Origin of the sequence: Corynebacterium sp. H127 (assembly GCF_037482665.1) — a bacterium.
In the GTDB taxonomy this organism is placed as follows: Bacteria; Actinomycetota; Actinomycetes; order Mycobacteriales; family Mycobacteriaceae; genus Corynebacterium.
This window is the reverse complement of record NZ_JBBHKY010000006.1, coordinates 72,155-89,784: the sequence shown is the minus strand read 5'-3', so window position 1 is coordinate 89,784 and position 17,630 is coordinate 72,155. Positions and strand designations below refer to the sequence as shown.

Below are 17,630 nucleotides of genomic sequence, written 5' to 3'. Positions count from 1 at the left end.
TGTGACCCTTATGACTACCGCAGCCGAGAAATCTGCACTTCGCACCGCGCTTTTCGACGCCCGCAACCTGCTCTCCGCGGCAACCAAAGCCGACCTCGACGCGGGATTGCGCAAACAATTGTCGCAGCTCATCGACGAATTTCAGCCACGGCGCATCGCAGCTTACAATCCGCTCCCCACCGAACCCGGGGGCGCTGACCTCGTTGGTTTCCTCCGCAACCGCGGTTTAGAGGTGATCGTGCCGATCAGCAATCCGGATCGCACTATGTCATGGATCTTGGTGCGCGAGGAAACCAAATTCAAGCCGGGCGCTTTTGGCATCGCCGAGCCAGTTGGCACACACATCGCCGGCGACCCGCTAAGCCAGTGCGACTTGGTGCTCGTACCTGCGTTGGCGGCCACCCCTGCGGGCTTTCGACTCGGAAAAGGCGGCGGCTACTACGACCGCGCGCTTGCATCCCAGCAGGAAGCAACCACCATTGCCTTGGTTTACGATTCCGAGGTCCTACCCGAAATACCGACCCAGCCGCACGACCGCCCCACCAGCATCGTTCTTACCCCCACCCGCATCTTCCGCAATTAATGCAACCTTTTAATGCCGGGTTGCAGTCTATTTAGGTATGGACTCAAAACTATCCAGCTTTCATGACCGAATCCCGACTATTCTCCGAACACCTGGCTGGCGACGCAGCTGGCTGCTACGACGAGCGCTAGCTTTCGCCCTGATATTCCTCGCTGCAGGAAGCTTTCTGCATGATCAACTAGCGGCACAATCCCACTATGTAGTCGCACGGACTGACATCCGCCCGGGCACCATACTCACCGCGGAGCATATCCAAACTGCTGCTTTCCCTAATACCCTTCGCGTTGCCAATCCAGTACCAACCACGGAGGATGCCATTGGCAAGGTGGCCGCAGCGCCACTAACATCTGGCGATATTCTCACCGAGCGCTCAATACTTGGAACAGAGCTTGCACGTGCCTTTACCGGCACCGGAAGCAGCTTGGTTCCAGTGCGGCTTGCTGACCCCGCAGCAGCCGAGCTGGCAGTACGCGGGGCGCAAGTATCCATTGTGACCCAGACAGACACGGGTGCGTCACAAGTGATCGCCGAGAACGCTCGAGTTGTCTTTGGAACGGCGAAGGCATCCGATAGTACTGAGGCAGGAACCGTACTGCTTGCGATGGCAGAGGCACAAGCCCAACAAGTGGCCGCTGCCGCCCTTAGTCAACCCATGACCATCGTCATGGCAGGGACGCGAGCAGGTTCAAATCCTGCAATGTGACTTCCCGCACAGTGTTGAAGCAGCTGACGCAATCTAACATTTTATTCTTGAATTTTTGTTTACATCTCCACATGGGGATTGGCTACAGTACAACTGTCGCGCATTGTTAGGTACATGGCCCTAACATGTGCATTGTTCATTTACCCCAACAAAACTAGGAGTTCACATGCTTAAGGGATTCAGGGATTTCATTCTCCGTGGCAACGTTATTGATCTGGCAGTCGCCGTGGTTATCGGTGGTGCTTTCACCGCTATCGTCACCGCATTTTCCAATAACTTGATCAACCCGATGATTGCATCTATCGGTGGCGCGGAAGTCAACGGGCTCGGCTTCCAGCTCATTAATGGCAACGATGCTACGTTCCTTGACTTCGGCGCTGTAATCACCGCTGCACTGAACTTCATCATCATTGCGGCCGTTGTTTACTTCGTGCTCGTTGCTCCGATGAACAAGATCAAGCAAATCCAGGCTGCCCGCAAGAACGTTGATGAAGACGAAGAGAGCCCAGCTTCCATCGAAGCTGAGCTCCTCGAAGAGATCCGCGATCTGCTCAAGGCCCGCAACGCTTAGTGATTAGCTAAACCTAAACTGCCCTGAATGCGAGCGCATTCAGGGCAGTTTTTTGTAGTGCAGTAAGACGGCAAGCTATTGGCCGAAGTGAGGTGGCCGTTGCTGCTGCCAAAACTCTTCATCCAAGGCCCCAGTTTCGTCTTCGTCAGTAGGCCCCTCATCGAGGATGACAACGAAGTCATCAGCCTGCTTCGGATCCTTCGGATCTACTGCCTCACCGGAGCCAGTGAAAACCGCTGCGGCCTCTGCGGAGTCCCACGTTCGATCGATATTCTCGGCATCGGTAGGACGCTGAATGCGTCGACGTGCCGGGCGCTGCGGGCCAGTCATGTTAATCAACCGAGACAGTCTGCAGCTGGTCAATGACAAAGTGCACCAGCGGACCAAGGGTCGCCATGCCATCTCGAATCGCGGCGCGAGAAGCAGCCATATTGACAATGACAGTGGAGCCGGATACACCCGCAACACCACGGGAGGTACAAGCATCAACTGCTCCACAAGCCAAGCCAGAGGATCGCAAAGACTGCGAGATTCCAGGAAGAAGCTGATCTAGGACAGCGCGAGTGGCATCCGGGGTCTTATCCCGTGGCCCGACTCCGACGCCCCCCACCGTCAGCACTAGATCCACGCCACCAACGACGGCTGTTTCAATAACTTGCCGAATCGCGGATTTCTTGGCGCGCACTTCCACCACGGCATCGACAGCAAAACCGTCCTCTGCCAGCAGCTCAGTGACCAAGCGATCCGCATCATGTCCGGCGGGCAGCGCATGATCGGCTACCAACACGACTAATGCGCGTCGCATAGCCTTCCTGGAGGACTCCTCCTTTTCGGTCGCAATGAGAAAATCAGGATCCGGCTCATCAAGGCCGTCGAGCAATCCGGAATTTCTTCCGCCCCGCGCCAATACCTCTCGTTCGATCAAGTCGTTGGGGTATTCCGCCGAGGATGCGGGGTCTAGGGTGGTGTCCATATCTCCTGAAGTTTCCCTACTTTGGTAGTTACGTCCGTTATACGAAGAATAATGCGCGATAGCCAGAAATGATACCGATAGCGCAGATTTACCTATTGCGCAGGTAGTGTCACCTCTACGCTGCGTCGCTGATCAGAATCAGGCTGGGTAACCTCCAGAGTGATTTTCTCACCAAAATCATGGGAACGCACTGCGGCGATGAGTGCGTCAGCGTTGTCAATAGTCCTGTCGTTGACCTTGGTCACCAAGTCTCCTGCAGTTATTCCAGCCTTGCCAGCTGGCCCATTGGCGTCGACTTCCGCGATCAGCGCGCCGCGGTAGTTGCTGTTTTGAGAGACCTTGACACCGATCATGGGCTGCTTCACTTCCCCAGTGTCAATGAGCTGCTGCGCGATACGCTTGGCCTGGTTCGCCGGGATTGCGAAACCAAGACCGATGGACCCGGACTGCCCCGATGCCCCTTCACTCATGGTCGCGATCACCGAATTCATACCGATCAGGTTGCCTTGCATATCGACGAGTGGTCCACCTGAATTGCCGGGGTTAATCGCGGCATCGGTTTGGACGGCGTCGATAAGCGAGCTCTCCCCGCCGCCGCCACCGGAGGCGCGCACCGGACGATTGAGCGCAGAAACGATGCCCGAGGTCACGGTTGCAGAAAGCCCAAGTGGCGATCCGATCGCGACAACCTCTTGTCCCACGGCAACATCATCAGAATTGCCGAAGTTGATGGCAGGCAGGCCCGAGATGTTCCGGATCTTGATCACAGCGATGTCCGTGCTGGCATCACCAGCCACCAGATCGGCTTCGTGGATGGTGCCATCGGCAAGGGAAACCTCGATGAGACCGTTGGATTTGGCATCGCCCACGACGTGGTTATTCGTCAGCACCATGCCGTCGGAGGAAATAATTGAGCCGGAGCCTTCACTGGAACCGTTTCGAGTTGCGACCTGGATTGAGACAACCGTCGGTAGCACCTTATTGGCCACATCTTCAACAGATCCGGCCGCTGCGGGCTCTTTTCGGGAAACCGGTGACTCATTCAGGGAGTTATAAACGGTGCCTTTTCCCGCTCCGTCTCCGGAGAGCGCCACTCCAGTAATTACGCCCGTACCTACTGATGCGGCCAGCATGAGCGCCAGCGCAGTGCCGAGGCCCACTGTGCGCTTCGGCTTCGACTCAGCGCTAGTCGCATACGGCTCAGGGCTATCACCTTGCGGAGGTATTGCTTGGGAAAATTGCTGCGTTTGTGCATTGGCATCTGAGCCTGCGGGACTTCCCGAATCTGCTTGCCACTGCAAGCCTCCCGCAGGAGCAGACTGCCCTGCTCCACCCAACTGGGCATAAGGATTGTTGCTCTGATTCTCACGCGGTTGCTGTGGGGGCTGGTGTGGGTTCGAACCCGTATTTTCGTTCATGAATCAATTGAACCTTTCCGCGCTGTCCGTGTTCTGTGTCAGATCCAGTACCTAGCTGAACACTAACTGTAAGTTAGCTGTACCCGCTTCTTCAACGGCTTCGCAAGGTTCAGCAAGCTCAAAAAGCCCCCAAGCTGGCACAATAGCCTAGCTGGGGGCGATATACTCAACGGGCACCGTCGAGGGTGGTATTGGCGGCACCGAGCTCCGGTGTCGGGCCTCCCGGCAAGGTGATTTGCATCAGCGTGCCACCATCGTCAGAGCCGAGTACCTCGATCGTGCCGTGATGCCGTTCCACCACTTGTTTCACGATCGAAAGCCCCAAACCCGATCCCGGCATTGAGCGCGCTTGCACCGAACGGAAGAACCTTTCAAAGACCTTTTCCCGTTCTTCTGCTGGAATACCGGGACCAGAATCTGCAATTCCGATCCGGATGGAACGGTTCCCGACCGGTGTCATGGTTAGACGAACGACCCCGTTAGGCGGGGACCATTTGGCAGCGTTGTCCATCAAGTTGACGGTCGCCCGGCCAAGAGCGAAAGAGTCACCGTTGAGGTACCAGTCTGCGCGATTGAACGTGAACTCAACGTCCGGTCGGCGGCGTCGCACCCGCTCCAGAGAACCTGCCATGGTGTCCTCCAAATCGACCAGTTCCATCTCGCCCTGCTTAGCATCTTCGCGGGCCAAATCGACGAGGTCCCCAATGAGCGTTGATAGTTCGTCGATTTGCGCAACAACGTCGTTTTCCAGGTCTCGACGATCTTCCGCGGAAATGGTGGCTGTCGGCGAGTTACTGACCATCATCAACAGCTCAACGTTGGTGCGTAGCGAGGTCAAAGGGGTCTTCAACTCGTGGCCGGCATCCGCGACCAGTTCCGTCTGCCTGCGTCTCGACGCCTCTAGCGAGGCAAGCATGTCATTAAAGCTTCGGGTGAGTTGCGCCAATTCGTCGCGACCGAAAACTTCAATCGGCTCAAGCGAATCCGTGGCGGTCACGTGTTCCACCGCCCGCTGCAACCTGGTTACTGGCCGCAGCCCCGTGGTGGAGACCACCATGCCGGCTGCGATAGCCATCAGTGTTCCCAGTCCTGCGATGATGAGCAACACCATCCCCAGCGAGCTAACGAGCGCATAGGTCGGTCCGAGGTCTTGAGACAGGATCACAGTGGACCCGGCATCATTACGCAATGCGATTACCCGCTGGTCGCCCTGGTTCCGGAGGGTAGTTTGAACTTCACCACGAACAACCTTCCCCTCAACGCTCAAGGGGATATTGTCCCCCGTACCGCGCACCGCGTCCTTAGGAAAGAACTGAATCTGAGTATCGGGGTTATACGTCTTAAAAATCCCGATCTCATCTTCTATCGAGTCTCGGAAACCAGGCGCTTCGCTTCGGTCCAGCACCGAATGCGCGGTGGCCTTCAATTCTTGATCCACCGTGCGATTCAAGGAGGTTGAGACAGTCCAATAGGCGACGATGGTCATCACACTCACCGCCGCCGCGACCATGACGGCGGTAACTATTGCGAGTTGCCAGCGCAGTGGAGCTTTGCTCCAGGAACTGCGTTGCCAACTATTCTGCGCCGAATCTGGTTTCGCTGCGGCAGGATCTTTCAGAATCACTGCGCGCTCTCACGCAACACGTAGCCGACACCACGAGCAGTGTGGATCAGCCGGCTCTCCCCTTCTGCTTCAGTCTTTCGACGCAAGTACCCGATGTATACCTCGAGGGCGTTGCCGGAGGTGGGGAAGTCATATCCCCATACCTCTTCCAGAATGAGGGTACGGCTGAGCACGCGACGTGGGTTTGCTAGCAGCAATTCCAAGAGAGCAAATTCAGTTCGAGTCAGGCTGATCTGGCGTTCACCGCGGAAAACTTCGCGGGTTTCAGTATTCAGACGCAGATCCTCGAACTCGAGTTCTGCAGAAACCTCGGCGTTGCCACCAGACTCGTTGAAGGAGCGCCGTAGCAAAGAACGAACTCGGGCCAGCAATTCTTCCAAGGCGAAAGGCTTTGGAAGGTAGTCGTCGGCACCGGCGTCCAAGCCGGCGACACGATCAGACACCCCGTCCCGCGCGGTTAGTACGAGGATTGGTCGATTGTCGCCACCGCTGCGCAGCGTGCGACACACTTCCAAACCATCCAGGATCGGCATCATGACATCTAAGATCACGAGATCTGGTTGGTTTTTGTGGATCGCTTCGAGCGCTGCAGCGCCGTTATCGGCCAACAGCACCTCATAACCATTGAAAGATAAGGAACGGCGCAGGGATTCGCGGACGGCTTGCTCGTCATCAACTACAAGGAGCTTCATGTGCACCAACTGTCTGGCTTAAAGGGTGGTTAACTTCCATTAGCGGCATGACCAGCCCAAAGTGGAACGTCGGTAACTTCACCGACTATAACCCCTAATCCTAGTGCATGAAGATACAAAAACACCGACTCGATCCTGAGAAACTAATACCAGAATCGAGTCGGCTGTTAATTCTAAGCTTAAGAACGTCCTAGAACTGCTCTACGTCTACGAGACCGAGCTGAGCTGCCTTGACGAGGCGGCGAGGAATCTGAACCTCGCGGCCGTCGATCTTGACGGTTTGGAGGGCGACATTGTCAGCCTTCCACTGGGAACGACGTGCGTGGGTGTTTGCACGCGACATACGACGCTTTGGAACTGCCATGGTACTTTCCCTCCTTCTTTACTTGTTCTTCTTACGGCGAGCGAGTGCACCGTAACGCTGGTTGAACTTCTCGACGCGGCCGGCGGTGTCCATGACACGCTGTGCACCGGTCCAGAATGGGTGAGACTCAGAGGTCACATCGACGACGATGAGTGGGTACTCGTTGCCGTCTTCCCATTCAATGGTGCGATCGCCTTTGGCGGTGGACTTGGTCAGGAACTGGAAGCCAGTGCCTGCATCCTGGAATACCACTGGGTGGTAATCAGGGTGGATATCCTTCTTCATACGTATTAATTCCCTCAGGATTGAACTTCAGGTCGCTTCTGCGCAGCCATTATGCGGCGGCTGCCGATCGTGCCTGAGTTGGGATTGACAAAATAGGCCGACTAAAGCCAGCACCGCAAAGACTATACCCCTTGGCGGGCCTGTGAAGAAATCGCACTCGCTTGTCGACGCCGAGAGTCGAACCAGCCAATCCCGGCAGCAACCGCAATATATCCTGCGCCGATAATTACCCAGTCCACTGACACCATAGTTTCTGGGAGCACAACCGCTGCGAGCACTGTTCCGATATGGAATCCGCCATGAATTCCGACTGCATGCCAGAAGTTGCCCGTCGCCAATACTAGGACGCCAGCAAGGAGACCAAATCCGAGCGGGATCATCAGATAGAGGAAACGGTCGAGGACGCTTTGCTGACCGCCATTCGAGGTCAGGTGGATGATAGTGAAGACAGCCGTCGTGAAGGCAAGTGTGACTTTGGGACGCTGTGGCAAGAGCTGAAACAGCCAGCCACGAAACAGCAGCTCTTCTGGAATCCCCTGCAAGAAGAAGGCTCGCCCCAAAATGAAGATGGTGAAAGTAAACCAGGATAGTTCGCCAAACTGGGAAGCGTCGATGGCTTCGCGCGGGGCTTCCGGAAAGAGTCCAGTCGCGATCAAACGCGTGGTCACGACGATGACGACGCTGAGTGCGGTGGAGAGCAACAATCCTGTCAGCCACTTGGAGTGCACAGTCATTCCTGTTGCAGAAAGCGGGCGTCGCTCGATGGTTTTCATCCATAGCGCGACTGCCCCCAGTACTAGCAGGAACACCCCTAGGAACAATCCCAGGACTGCCCACAACTGCTGATTATTGCTCAGTGTTTCCATGGGGACCACCGCCTCCAGCAGAGCGCCAGCGAGGAGGTTGGCTCCCAACAGCATCCCTACCGCGATGGCGCTCCGGATAGCGATGCCCCACCAGGTCAGTGGGATAAGGGGTTTGGGGAAAGAGTTCGTTGTCATGCTTTTAGTTTCGGCTCGTTTGATGGCAAAAACTATGCCCCACGGTCACGACAACCCATGACCACAGTCACGGGTTTTTCATGCCCAAGCTGCCTAAACTTGAGAGTATGACTGGCCGTTCCTTTGAAAGCAGCGTCATTGATCCCAAGCTTTTCGACGCCTTCTTCTACATCACCATTGCGCTGTACCTACGAGTGTTCGGCTACGTTGAGGACACCGCCGGATGGGTGCTTTCTATCAGCGCGCTCGTTGTGATGATCGTGTCCTGGCACCGCTGGGAAAAAGCGCCACAGGATTCTCCCGTTACGGCTGTAGTCTTTACGCTCGCTTGCACCGTGGGGTTCATCCTCATTGGAAATTTGCTGGGGCTGGCGCTGCTCTGGCTGGCATTGACCCAACTCATCTTCAGCTTAAACAGCCAGTGGGCGTGGAGCTACGTAGCTATCCTGTCCAGCATCACTTTTGTGCTGCACGCCATCGTGGGAGAGGATCTGCTCCGAGGCATTTGGGAATCCACCGCGTTGGCACTGTTGATGGCGGTCGGTCTCAATTTTGCGCAGCTACTTCAACGCGCTGTGAAACTCGACCAGGAGCGAGCTGGCGCCTACTTAAAGCTACAACGCCAGCTGGAGCAGAGCCAGGACTTGGCAATTAGCCAAGAACGAGCACGCATCGCAAACACTTTGCACGACGGCCTCGGACACAAATTGACCGCGGTCTGTATGAGTTTGGATTACGTGGGAAAAACTATCGCTACTCGTCCGGAACGTGCGACCCAAGAAACTCAGGTCGCCCGGTCCTTGACTTCGGAGGCCATCGATGACATGCGCAAAGTCGTGCGCGCGATGAACCCGATTGCCATTGACAACAACCCTCTCACCACCGTTTCCGCTCTTGCGGAGTCATTCGCCTCTACTAACTTAGATGTGCGCTTTCATTCCGATGTTGCTTCCCTCCCAGAGGACCAGGCCCTCCTGGTGCTTCGTTTTGCTCAAGAAGCACTGACCAACGTGGTACGCCATTCTGATGCGACGCGAGTCCACATGCGCCTGCGCTCCGGCGATCCAATCGAGTTTGAAATCCGAGACAATGGGAACTTCGCTGGCCAGATCACACCAGGCTTTGGAATCCGCTCTTTAAGTGAACGTGCCAGCGAACTCGGCGCGAGCCTCAACTACTCCGTTGACAACGGATTCACAATATCCCTCTCCCTACCAGCAGCGGAGGTGACAGTCTGATGCGCATCGTCCTGGTAGATGATCATGATCTTCTCCTTAGAGGCATGCAGCTGATGTTCGAAGAGGTGACCGACATCGATGTCGTCGGCACCGCCTATAACGGCAACCAAGCGCTCGCAGTCATAAACTCTGCACAGCCAGACGTAGTGGTCAGCGATGCGCGCATGCCCGAACTCGATGGCCTCGGGCTTGTCCGGGTGGCCCGTGCGCGACACCCCAACATTCCCGTTATCATCCTGACCACATTTGAGGACGCCCAGGCGGTCTCGCAGCTTATCGATGCCGGCGCCGCTGGCTACCTATTGAAGGATGTCGGATTGGACAAACTCGTCGAAGCAATCAAGGCCGTCGCCTCGGGAGGCTTGGTGCTCGATCCACGCGTAGCGCGCTTTGCTCGACACGAGGAGCTGTCCATTCTGACACCGGCAGAAGCTCGGGTCGCCAAGTTGGTGGCGCTCGGCATGAATAATCGCGATATTGCAGATAAACTTGTCCTTGCTGAAGGGACGGTCAAGAACCACGTGTCCCAGTTGCTTCGAAAATTCCATGTCGCTGACCGCACGCAATTGGCCCTTAAGCTGGCACAGGCGATGTGATTGTGGCGCATGTGGCGTCGATAAGCGTGCCCCACTAGGGGATTAGGTTTTTTACCTTTCACGCGGTAAGGTTTCCCCTTGCTGTTGTCGAATTATTCGTTTTCGCCCTCCTCAGCTGACATTGTTGTGCCCCTAACCTGCTAGTTAGGTGCGGCACCTTTCGTCTAGTTGTTATGTGGGCGGCTAGGAGAAAGAAAGTTATGTCGGCTATTTGCCAGGTAACGGGACGCAAGCCGGGTTTCGGCAAGTCTGTGTCTCACTCGCACCGACGCACGTCTCGCCGTTGGAATCCCAACGTGCAGCGTCGTAAGTTCTACCTGCCCTCTGAGGGCCGTTCCATCACCCTGACCGTATCTACCAAGGGTCTTAAGGTCATTGACCGCGACGGCATCGAGTCCGTTGTTGCACAGATCCGCGCACGTGGGGAGAAGATCTAACCGATGGCACGTAATGACATTCGTCCAATCATCAAGCTGAAGTCTACGGCTGGCACCGGTTACACCTACGTCACCCGTAAGAACAAGCGCAATAATCCAGACCGTATGACTCTGAAGAAGTACGATCCGGTAGTCCGCAAGCACGTCGAATTCCGCGAGGAGCGATAATCTATGGCTAAGAAGTCTAAGATCGCCAAGAACGAGCAGCGCAAGGAAATCGTCGCCCGCTACGCGGAGCGTCGTGCCGAGCTCAAGGCAATCATCAAGAACCCTAACTCCACTGACGAAGAGCGTCTTGACGCTCAGTTCGAACTGAACCGTCAGCCACGTGACGCTTCCCCAGCACGCGTTCGCAACCGCGACGCAGCTGACGGCCGTCCACGCGGCTTCCTTCGTAAGTTCGGCCTGTCCCGTGTTCGCATGCGCGAAATGGCTCACCGCGGTGAGCTGCCGGGCGTCCGTAAGTCCAGCTGGTAGTAGGAGATATGCCTAAAATGAAGCGCACCAACATGAAGAAGGCGCGGATCGAGCAGTCCCGCCGCCCAAAGAAGAACCCACTCAAGGCCGCAGGCGTTGAGAAGGTCGACTACAAGGACATCAACACCCTTCGCCTTTTCATCTCCGACCGCCACAAGATCCGCTCTCGTCGCGTCACGGGCCTGACCCCACAGCAGCAGCGCCAAGTCGCTACCGCTGTGAAGAACGCACGCGAGATGGCTCTCCTGCCGTTCACCAGCCGCTAAGTCGACTGAGTAATTGCAAAACGCTCTGCCCCGCTAGCGGGGCTAATCGATAACACAGCGAGCTTGTGCCGCTGGCAATCGTGACACGGCACAACTCTTAGCAGAGGCCCAACCTTTATTGGTTGGGCCTCTGCTTGTTTTGTTAGGCACTCGGGGACCATGATTTCACGATCATGATTGCGAGAGAGAAGCCTTGAAGTACGCCGAGGTATCACTTTCACTACTTGCATAATCATGATCGTGAAATCATGCTCGCGGAGCCCCTACCCTTTTACTCAAAACACAACAATCTCCCTATAAACGTTGCCCAGATCACACTTCGTACACTAAGTTAGTTAATGACCGTTAACTGAATTGCCCGTCAGGCCCCACCCACCTGCGGAAAGGAAGCATAATGCGAATTGTTGTCTTGGTGAAGGAAGTGCCCGACACCTACGGAGAACGTGACCTGACGCTCGAAACCGGCCTCACCGATCGCGAAAATTGCGACAATGTCCTCGATGAGATCTGCGAGCGCGCGATCGAGGCCGCATTGACTCTCAAACAGGACGGAGACGAGGTCCACGTTCTTTCGATGAGTCCCGAATCTGCGCTGACGAGCATCCGAAAGGGCCTGGCCATGGGCGCCGATGAGGCCGTCCACATCTCAGACGAGCGACTACGCGGAGCGGACTTGACCCTCAGCGCGGAAGTGCTGGCAAAGGCCGTCGAGAAGCAGGGCTATGACCTGGTCATCGCGGGCAACCTCTCGACCGATGGCAACGCTGGAGTACTTCCCACGATGATCGCGGAGCATTTGAACTGGCCACACCTCACCCAGCTCACTGAGCTTAAGCTTGACGGGAAGGTCTCTGGCACCCGCAGCGCCGACGAAGGCGATTACCAACTTGAGGCGGAGCTTCCTGCGGTAGTTTCCATCACTGAGTCTTTCCCCGACCCGCGCTACCCGAACTTCAAGGGCATCATGGCGGCCAAGAAGAAGCCCGTCACCACGCTTGACCTCGATGAGATCGGTGTTGATGCAGCTGATTTCTCTCATCCTCGCCTGATCATGACGGAGGCTGGCAAGCAGCCGCCACGAGATGCAGGTGTCAAAATCACCGATGACGGCACCGCCGCAGCCCAACTAGCCGATTTCCTGGCCGCCAATTCCCTCATCTAAGGACCTCATCATGACTATTCTCGTAATCATCGATACCGCCCTGGACGGGACTATCGCTCCATCCGCCGCAGAGCTACTTGGGGCTGCAGCCGAGCTGGGCACCCCGATCGCACTCGTAGCCGGCGAGGCTGGCAACCTGGGAGAGCTCGGCGCGGAAAAGATCTTCACCACCACTCCTGACGCGCTTGTCGACGCCGCCGAGCACGTCTTCCAATCCGAAAGCCCTGCCGTGGTCCTGCTCTCGCACTCCGTTGCCGGCCGCGACGTGGCCGCTCGCCTGTCGGTGCGACTTAAGCAAGCCCTTGCCACTGATGCCATCGGGGTTGCTCGCGACGACGAAGGTGTCATCATCAAGCATTCCGTCTTCGGAGGGGCTTACAACGTCACCTCCGCGCCAACATTCGGCTCCCCGATTGTCACGCTCCGCAAAGGTGCCGTCTCTGAGCGCGCTGTCACTGCCGCCGGAACCGTTTCAGCGGTAGACGTAGCACCACGTGAGCGCAGGCTGGCTACAGTGCTCAACGCCTCCCCTGCCGCTACCGCTAGTGGCCGCCCATCCCTAGTGGGCGCGAAGAAGGTTGTGTCCGGTGGCCGTGGTTTCGGCTCTGAGGAAGGCTTCCAGCTCGTCGGCAAGCTCGCTGATGAGCTCGGAGCTGCGGTTGGCGCATCCCGCGCGGCTGTCGACGCCGGATACATCGAACACTCAGCCCAAGTAGGCCAAACCGGTGTCTCGATCTCCCCAGACTTGTATGTTGCTCTAGGTATTTCTGGGGCAATCCAGCATCTGGCAGGCATGCAGACTTCAAAGAATATCGTGGCAATTAACAAAGACGAGGAGGCGCCGATCTTCGAGATTGCTGACTTCGGTATCGTAGGCGATGTCTTTGAAATCATTCCGCAACTCATTGAAGAGATCCAGAAGCGCAAGGGATAAGCCATGAGCGCACGAAATATACGTCGCGGCCTGCCGCGCGTGCCAGGCGGCGACCCCTGGCCGCCAGAAGGTGTCGCCACGCCAGCAACAGATGCCGCGCCGGAACAACCGGCGCATCAGGCAGTAGCGCCTGCGGCATCCGTTAATGCTGATACAGCTAACACCGCTGAGCACACCGCGCCAGCGCAGCCATCCGCTGCAGCAACCGAACAGCCACTACGCAAAGGACTGCCACGGGTGGCAGGTGGAGATCCTTGGCCTGACGTGGCTGCGACTCCGCCGGCTGCAGCGCCCCCAACAGGTGCCACTCCAGTAGCAGTCCCGCCAGTAGCGACACCTCCAGTTGCAGCACCTCCGATCGCCGCGCCTCCGATCGCCGCACCTCCAGCTGCCGCCGCTGGGCCCTCGGCAGCATCGCAAACGGAAGTCGAGCTGCGTAAGGGATTGCCACGCACCCCAGGTGGACAGCCGTGGCCGCAACAAGATGTTGCCCAGGTTTCGGCACCGCCAGCCGCCACGCCCCCTTCGGCGGTTCCACCGGCAGCAGCTCCACCGGCAGCAGCTCCGCCAGCGGCCCTACCTCCTACTGCTGCCGCACCAACCGCGACACCACCCGCAGCCACGCCTCCTAGCGCAGCTGTACCCACGGTAGCCGCAAGCGCGGCGGGTGCTGCTGCAAGCGCAACGCAAAAGAAGTCGCAGACGAAGGCTCAGAGCGTTGAAAAGCAGCCTGCCGAGCGTCCAGCGTGGCTCGGTAAGGCCATCGGCGCCGGCGTCGGTGGCGTGATCTTACTGGCACTCCTCGTGTTCGCGGCGCGTGCTTTCGTGGGTAGCGAGTCCGGTGCGGAGTTCATCGCCAAGTACACCGGCGTAGCTCCGACCCCGGCAAGCACCCCGGTAGGACTTCCGGCATGGCTCGGTTGGTCGCACTTCTTCAACATGTTCCTGATGGTCATGATCATTCGCACCGGTCTGCAAATCCGCGGCGAGCGCAAACCACCGGCGTACTTCACCTCAAAGTCTGGGAAAAAAGTGTCCCTGACTATCTGGTTCCACACTTCGCTTGATCTGTTGTGGCTGCTGAACGGCGTTGTTTTCTTCGTCTTGCTGTTCGCCACCGGTCAGTGGATGCGAATCGTGCCGACCAGCTTGGATATCTTCCCAAACATGGCTTCGGCAGCAATCCAATATCTCTCGCTGGATTGGCCGTCCGAGAACGGCTGGATCCACTACAACGCACTCCAACAGGTGGCCTACTTTGTCACCGTGTTTATTGCCGCGCCGCTGGCAGCTATCACTGGCTACCGCATGAGCAATTGGTGGCCGAAGCAATGGAAGTTCTACCCAATTGAATTCGCCCGCAAAGTTCACTTCCCAACGATGCTGTACTTTGTGCTGTTCATCTTCGGGCATGTGTTCCTGGTGTTTGCCACCGGTGCGAAGAAGAACCTCGGCCATATGTTCGCCGCTACCCCGGACGGCGGCTGGATGGGCGTCATTTTGTTCCTCGTGTCTGTCGTGGTCACAGTTGGCGCAGTGTTCGCAGCTCGCCCAATGCTGATCGCGCCGATCGCGCGCATCTTCGGAAAGGTAACGAACCGCTAGCTGATACTCAACTGCCCCCGCCGTCGCTCCTTAAGCATGGAGAGATGGCGGGGGCAGTTAGCTCAAACTTAGCGGGTTTGGTGAGCTTTCTCTCAAACGCTGTTCATTTTTGTTGTCGATGGTTTACATTTGACGATAGATCTATAACATACCCAGCTATAAGCGCATCGCGCATCACACGCGATACCCCAAAGATTCACAAGTGATGGCCACCTTAAAAATCGCGCCAGCGTTGACCGCCACCGCCACCGAGGAGGAGTTAGCGCCTGAAATATCTCAGTTGCGGCGTCTTTCCGAACCGGACATCTACGAAGGCAAAATCCCCACCGACGATCCCAAGCCAGAGATTATCGAAGGACACATGAGCTCGGATTACATGGACATTCCAATCGAAGTGGACAAAAAAGAAGCCCACGAATTAAGCATCTACCCCGACATTTGGGCACGGTCAGTCACCACCCACAACTCCATCGTGTGGGCACGCAACGGCCGGGAAGCTGGACGCCCTGAGTGTGGGCCGCATACATGCCAGCTTCAGATGGGAGCGTAGACATTGGAGATAACAAATATTTTCCAAAATCAGGCGCTCGGTTCTCGGTCTTCCCGATCGACATCGCCAATTCTATCAATACACGAGAGTTTCAATAGATGAACGCTTCTAGCGCGCTGCGGTATATCGCCAGCCTGACAATCATATTTCTCATAGCAGGCTGTGCCACAGATTCGAACAACAATAATACAGCAGAACATGAATCGATCTCGTCTCCACAGTATTGGTCTTTGCTAGGCCAGAACACCGATACTCTTCAACCAGACATTTCCACTAGGGTCCGATTAATTGATGAGCAAGGGAAAAGTGTTGTTACCGAAGAAATGGAATCAGTATATAATGGTCAGGCCGTCAGATTTCAGGACGGTTTTCTCACAACGACACGTACTGATTTCATTCTCCTGAGCAAGAGTGGATCTGAGACTGATCGGATTCCGCACTCAGACCATTCCATCCTCACTGATATCAAAAGTTCAGAAAACAACCAAGCCGTTGCGATCGTTTTCAATGAAGGTTTCGGTCCTCTAAAGGCAGGCAATGTTCTGTATCTCCAAACCCAGGATCGGCAAGCAAGGGCAGAGTCAAACTATTTTCCGTTGGCCTTGACGGTGTGCGACGATGGAAATCTGTTCTGGGTCGATCGGGACGCGAACCAAGCTCTAGCAAAATCACTGTCAATTGATGGCCGACAAACAGAGATGCAAATCCCTTTACAACCATCCGAGACTATCGACGGTATTTTTGATTGTAATCGCAAGTCCCTCGATCTTGTGATTCAATCTGGACCAGCAACACAAAAGGTACGCATCGCTAATCCACTAGATTCTCCGCAGCTCGAGTTTCGTGAGACTGTGGATAAGCTTTGGCCGCTTGAGGTACCAAGAGGGTCCCAGATGCTGGGCCAGGGTCTCCTCACAGTAAAGAGGGACGGTTCATTCCAATTGATCGACACCGAGCCCACAGTCCCAACAATTGAAGGAAAATTCAACATTGGTGAAGGTATGGTCATTTCGGCCACTTTCGATGACCCACTTGTATCAATCGACTTCATCACCCCGCAAGATGGGGAAACCAATATTGCAACTTTTAGAATCTCCAAGCCCAATGAATCTAACGCATTAACAAAAATTCCACGATCCGCCTTTATAGATAAAAATGATATTCAAGACGATTTCAACGGATCTCGAAATATCGGCTCTGTTTTCATCCTGGATAAGGAGAGGTAAAAAAATACAGATTCCTCTTTTCCTTAATCCTCCTGCACAGATTTCATCAATTCTTTACACGAGGTCTTCACCGATCATTAAGGATTAAGTCACTTACGTCTTCCGCACCGTAAGCGACTGCTCCGCACGCCCGACCGGACCGTGCACATCATGCAGCACCGAGGAGGTCAGCCCGATGCCATGCGCACCCCAGGTCACAGCGGTGTCCAGGCCAGTCCACTCGCCTGCCGGTTGCCGGAACAGGTGGATGGTCAGGTCAACGTTCGGGAAAACCCAGTCCTCCGGCGACTGGCGCGGGTTAATACCGTTGGCCGCATCCACACGCGAGATGAACTCCGCCAGAGCGATGGGCTCATCGCCGTCGACAAGCGTGTTCGGCGAGGTCAACCACGTCGCTCCCCTGCCGGCCCGCTTATCGACGGCCTGTCGCGCCTCGATCTGAGCGATGTAACCGCCACCCCATTCCTGGTTGAACGGCCGTTCGGGGCAATCCTGCGGTGCAGGCAAAGTGTCATACTCGATTCCTTCTACCGCGGAAGTATCCGAGGTACACAGGTACCAGGCTCGCGCGATGATCACTGTTCGCCCACCGATTGTGGCAGTGGATTCCACCAACTCGATCGTCCGACCTGGTCGTTTAAGTTCAACCTCGATGGCAACTTCTTGGAACGGCAGGCGCCCGAGGATGTCAAAAGAGATGCGGCTCATGTCGAGCAGTCCGCCGTCGTGCTGCGCTCGGTGTTGCTCGATCACATGCGTCATCAGTCCGGCGAGGCTGGCGAAGTGATAGTCCTCCTTGGACCAGGCACCTTCGGCGTGGATCGTCGGGACATAAATATCCTCGCCGATGCGAGTAAAGAAGCTGTTTTGGGCCATGTTGATTAGTCCTTTCGGATCGGGACAAGAAATCCGCCCCGTGAAACCG

General features: G+C 56.2%; 23 protein-coding genes. 14 read left to right on the top strand and 9 right to left on the bottom strand.

Translation table 11 applies throughout. The features are described 5' to 3' along the window. The first annotated feature begins 10 nt into the window (after window positions 1-10). The 3 genes from WG936_RS07825 (at window position 11) to mscL (ending at window position 1,857) form a co-directional block, all read left to right on the top strand. A complete protein-coding gene (locus WG936_RS07825; RefSeq protein ID WP_339572557.1) occupies window positions 11-583 on the top strand; it encodes a 5-formyltetrahydrofolate cyclo-ligase in 573 nt (190 codons plus the stop codon). A gap of 37 nt (window positions 584-620) precedes the next feature. Continuing rightward, window positions 621-1,286, top strand: a complete 666-nt coding sequence (locus WG936_RS07820) for an SAF domain-containing protein (protein ID WP_339563869.1) — start codon at window positions 621-623, stop codon at window positions 1,284-1,286. Between the two features lie 166 nt (window positions 1,287-1,452). Next, a complete protein-coding gene (gene mscL, locus WG936_RS07815) occupies window positions 1,453-1,857 on the top strand; it encodes a large conductance mechanosensitive channel protein MscL (RefSeq protein ID WP_339563870.1) in 405 nt (134 codons plus the stop codon). A gap of 75 nt (window positions 1,858-1,932) precedes the next feature. On the opposite strand, the gene WG936_RS07810 is transcribed toward mscL, so the two are convergent. The 8 genes from WG936_RS07810 to WG936_RS07775 form a co-directional block, all read right to left on the bottom strand. Continuing rightward, a complete protein-coding gene (locus WG936_RS07810) occupies window positions 1,933-2,187 on the bottom strand; it encodes a hypothetical protein (RefSeq protein ID WP_339563871.1) in 255 nt (84 codons plus the stop codon). Window position 2,188: 1 nt separating this feature from the next. Next, entirely contained in the window at window positions 2,189-2,830 is a 642-nt protein-coding gene (locus tag WG936_RS07805) for a MogA/MoaB family molybdenum cofactor biosynthesis protein (protein ID WP_339563872.1), read from the bottom strand. 92 nt (window positions 2,831-2,922) lie between these two features. Continuing rightward, window positions 2,923-4,248: a S1C family serine protease gene (locus WG936_RS07800; protein ID WP_339572556.1), complete on the bottom strand. Its 1,326-nt coding sequence runs from the start codon at window positions 4,246-4,248 to the stop codon at window positions 2,923-2,925. 166 nt (window positions 4,249-4,414) lie between these two features. After that, the gene (locus WG936_RS07795) at window positions 4,415-5,872 is read right to left on the bottom strand and encodes a HAMP domain-containing sensor histidine kinase (protein WP_339563874.1); all 1,458 of its coding nucleotides are present in this window, start codon (window positions 5,870-5,872) and stop codon (window positions 4,415-4,417) included. After that, window positions 5,869-6,564 carry a response regulator transcription factor gene (locus tag WG936_RS07790; protein WP_339572555.1) on the bottom strand — a complete coding sequence of 232 codons (696 nt, stop codon included), beginning with the start codon at window positions 6,562-6,564 and terminating at the stop codon, window positions 5,869-5,871. Before WG936_RS07790 ends, WG936_RS07795 begins: the two co-directional genes overlap by 4 nt. A 190-nt stretch (window positions 6,565-6,754) precedes the next feature. Beyond that, entirely contained in the window at window positions 6,755-6,928 is a 174-nt protein-coding gene (gene rpmF, locus WG936_RS07785) for a 50S ribosomal protein L32 (protein WP_156192858.1), read from the bottom strand. 18 nt (window positions 6,929-6,946) lie between these two features. Continuing rightward, entirely contained in the window at window positions 6,947-7,213 is a 267-nt protein-coding gene (locus WG936_RS07780; protein WP_339563876.1) for a type B 50S ribosomal protein L31, read from the bottom strand. A gap of 122 nt (window positions 7,214-7,335) precedes the next feature. Continuing rightward, entirely contained in the window at window positions 7,336-8,214 is an 879-nt protein-coding gene (locus WG936_RS07775; protein ID WP_339572554.1) for a CPBP family intramembrane glutamic endopeptidase, read from the bottom strand. 107 nt (window positions 8,215-8,321) lie between these two features. Between WG936_RS07775 and WG936_RS07770 the strand changes: the two genes are divergently transcribed. The 11 genes from WG936_RS07770 (at window position 8,322) to WG936_RS07720 (ending at window position 16,705) form a co-directional block, all read left to right on the top strand. Next, the gene (locus WG936_RS07770; RefSeq protein ID WP_339572553.1) at window positions 8,322-9,452 is read left to right on the top strand and encodes a sensor histidine kinase; all 1,131 of its coding nucleotides are present in this window, start codon (window positions 8,322-8,324) and stop codon (window positions 9,450-9,452) included. Then, the gene (locus tag WG936_RS07765; protein ID WP_339563879.1) at window positions 9,452-10,048 is read left to right on the top strand and encodes a response regulator transcription factor; all 597 of its coding nucleotides are present in this window, start codon (window positions 9,452-9,454) and stop codon (window positions 10,046-10,048) included. The genes WG936_RS07770 and WG936_RS07765 overlap by 1 nt, the downstream gene beginning before the upstream one ends. Window positions 10,049-10,248: 200 nt before the next feature. Next, window positions 10,249-10,485 (top strand): 50S ribosomal protein L28, encoded by a 237-nt coding sequence (rpmB, locus tag WG936_RS07760; RefSeq protein WP_339563880.1) that lies wholly within the window; start codon window positions 10,249-10,251, stop codon window positions 10,483-10,485. A gap of 3 nt (window positions 10,486-10,488) precedes the next feature. After that, the gene (gene rpmG / locus WG936_RS07755) at window positions 10,489-10,653 is read left to right on the top strand and encodes a 50S ribosomal protein L33 (protein WP_020975864.1); all 165 of its coding nucleotides are present in this window, start codon (window positions 10,489-10,491) and stop codon (window positions 10,651-10,653) included. 3 nt (window positions 10,654-10,656) lie between these two features. Continuing rightward, window positions 10,657-10,962, top strand: coding sequence for a 30S ribosomal protein S14 (gene rpsN, locus WG936_RS07750; protein ID WP_156192869.1), 306 nt, complete (start codon window positions 10,657-10,659; stop codon window positions 10,960-10,962). A gap of 17 nt (window positions 10,963-10,979) precedes the next feature. After that, window positions 10,980-11,228 carry a 30S ribosomal protein S18 gene (rpsR, locus tag WG936_RS07745; protein ID WP_047239834.1) on the top strand — a complete coding sequence of 83 codons (249 nt, stop codon included), beginning with the start codon at window positions 10,980-10,982 and terminating at the stop codon, window positions 11,226-11,228. A 394-nt stretch (window positions 11,229-11,622) separates the two neighbouring features. After that, window positions 11,623-12,390 (top strand): electron transfer flavoprotein subunit beta/FixA family protein, encoded by a 768-nt coding sequence (locus WG936_RS07740; RefSeq protein ID WP_339572552.1) that lies wholly within the window; start codon window positions 11,623-11,625, stop codon window positions 12,388-12,390. A 7-nt stretch (window positions 12,391-12,397) separates the two neighbouring features. Further along, window positions 12,398-13,324: an electron transfer flavoprotein subunit alpha/FixB family protein gene (locus WG936_RS07735; protein WP_339572639.1), complete on the top strand. Its 927-nt coding sequence runs from the start codon at window positions 12,398-12,400 to the stop codon at window positions 13,322-13,324. Between the two features lie 3 nt (window positions 13,325-13,327). After that, window positions 13,328-14,929, top strand: coding sequence for a cytochrome b/b6 domain-containing protein (locus tag WG936_RS07730; protein ID WP_339572551.1), 1,602 nt, complete (start codon window positions 13,328-13,330; stop codon window positions 14,927-14,929). A gap of 205 nt (window positions 14,930-15,134) precedes the next feature. Further along, window positions 15,135-15,479, top strand: coding sequence for a hypothetical protein (locus WG936_RS07725; protein ID WP_339572550.1), 345 nt, complete (start codon window positions 15,135-15,137; stop codon window positions 15,477-15,479). 98 nt (window positions 15,480-15,577) lie between these two features. Continuing rightward, on the top strand, window positions 15,578-16,705 hold the full coding sequence (locus tag WG936_RS07720; RefSeq protein WP_339563884.1) for a hypothetical protein: 1,128 nt from the start codon (window positions 15,578-15,580) through the stop codon (window positions 16,703-16,705). Window positions 16,706-16,798: 93 nt separating this feature from the next. Here the strand turns inward: WG936_RS07720 and WG936_RS07715 are convergent, their stop codons facing one another. Further along, the gene (locus tag WG936_RS07715) at window positions 16,799-17,581 is read right to left on the bottom strand and encodes a thioesterase family protein (protein ID WP_339563885.1); all 783 of its coding nucleotides are present in this window, start codon (window positions 17,579-17,581) and stop codon (window positions 16,799-16,801) included. Window positions 17,582-17,630 lie beyond the last annotated feature (49 nt).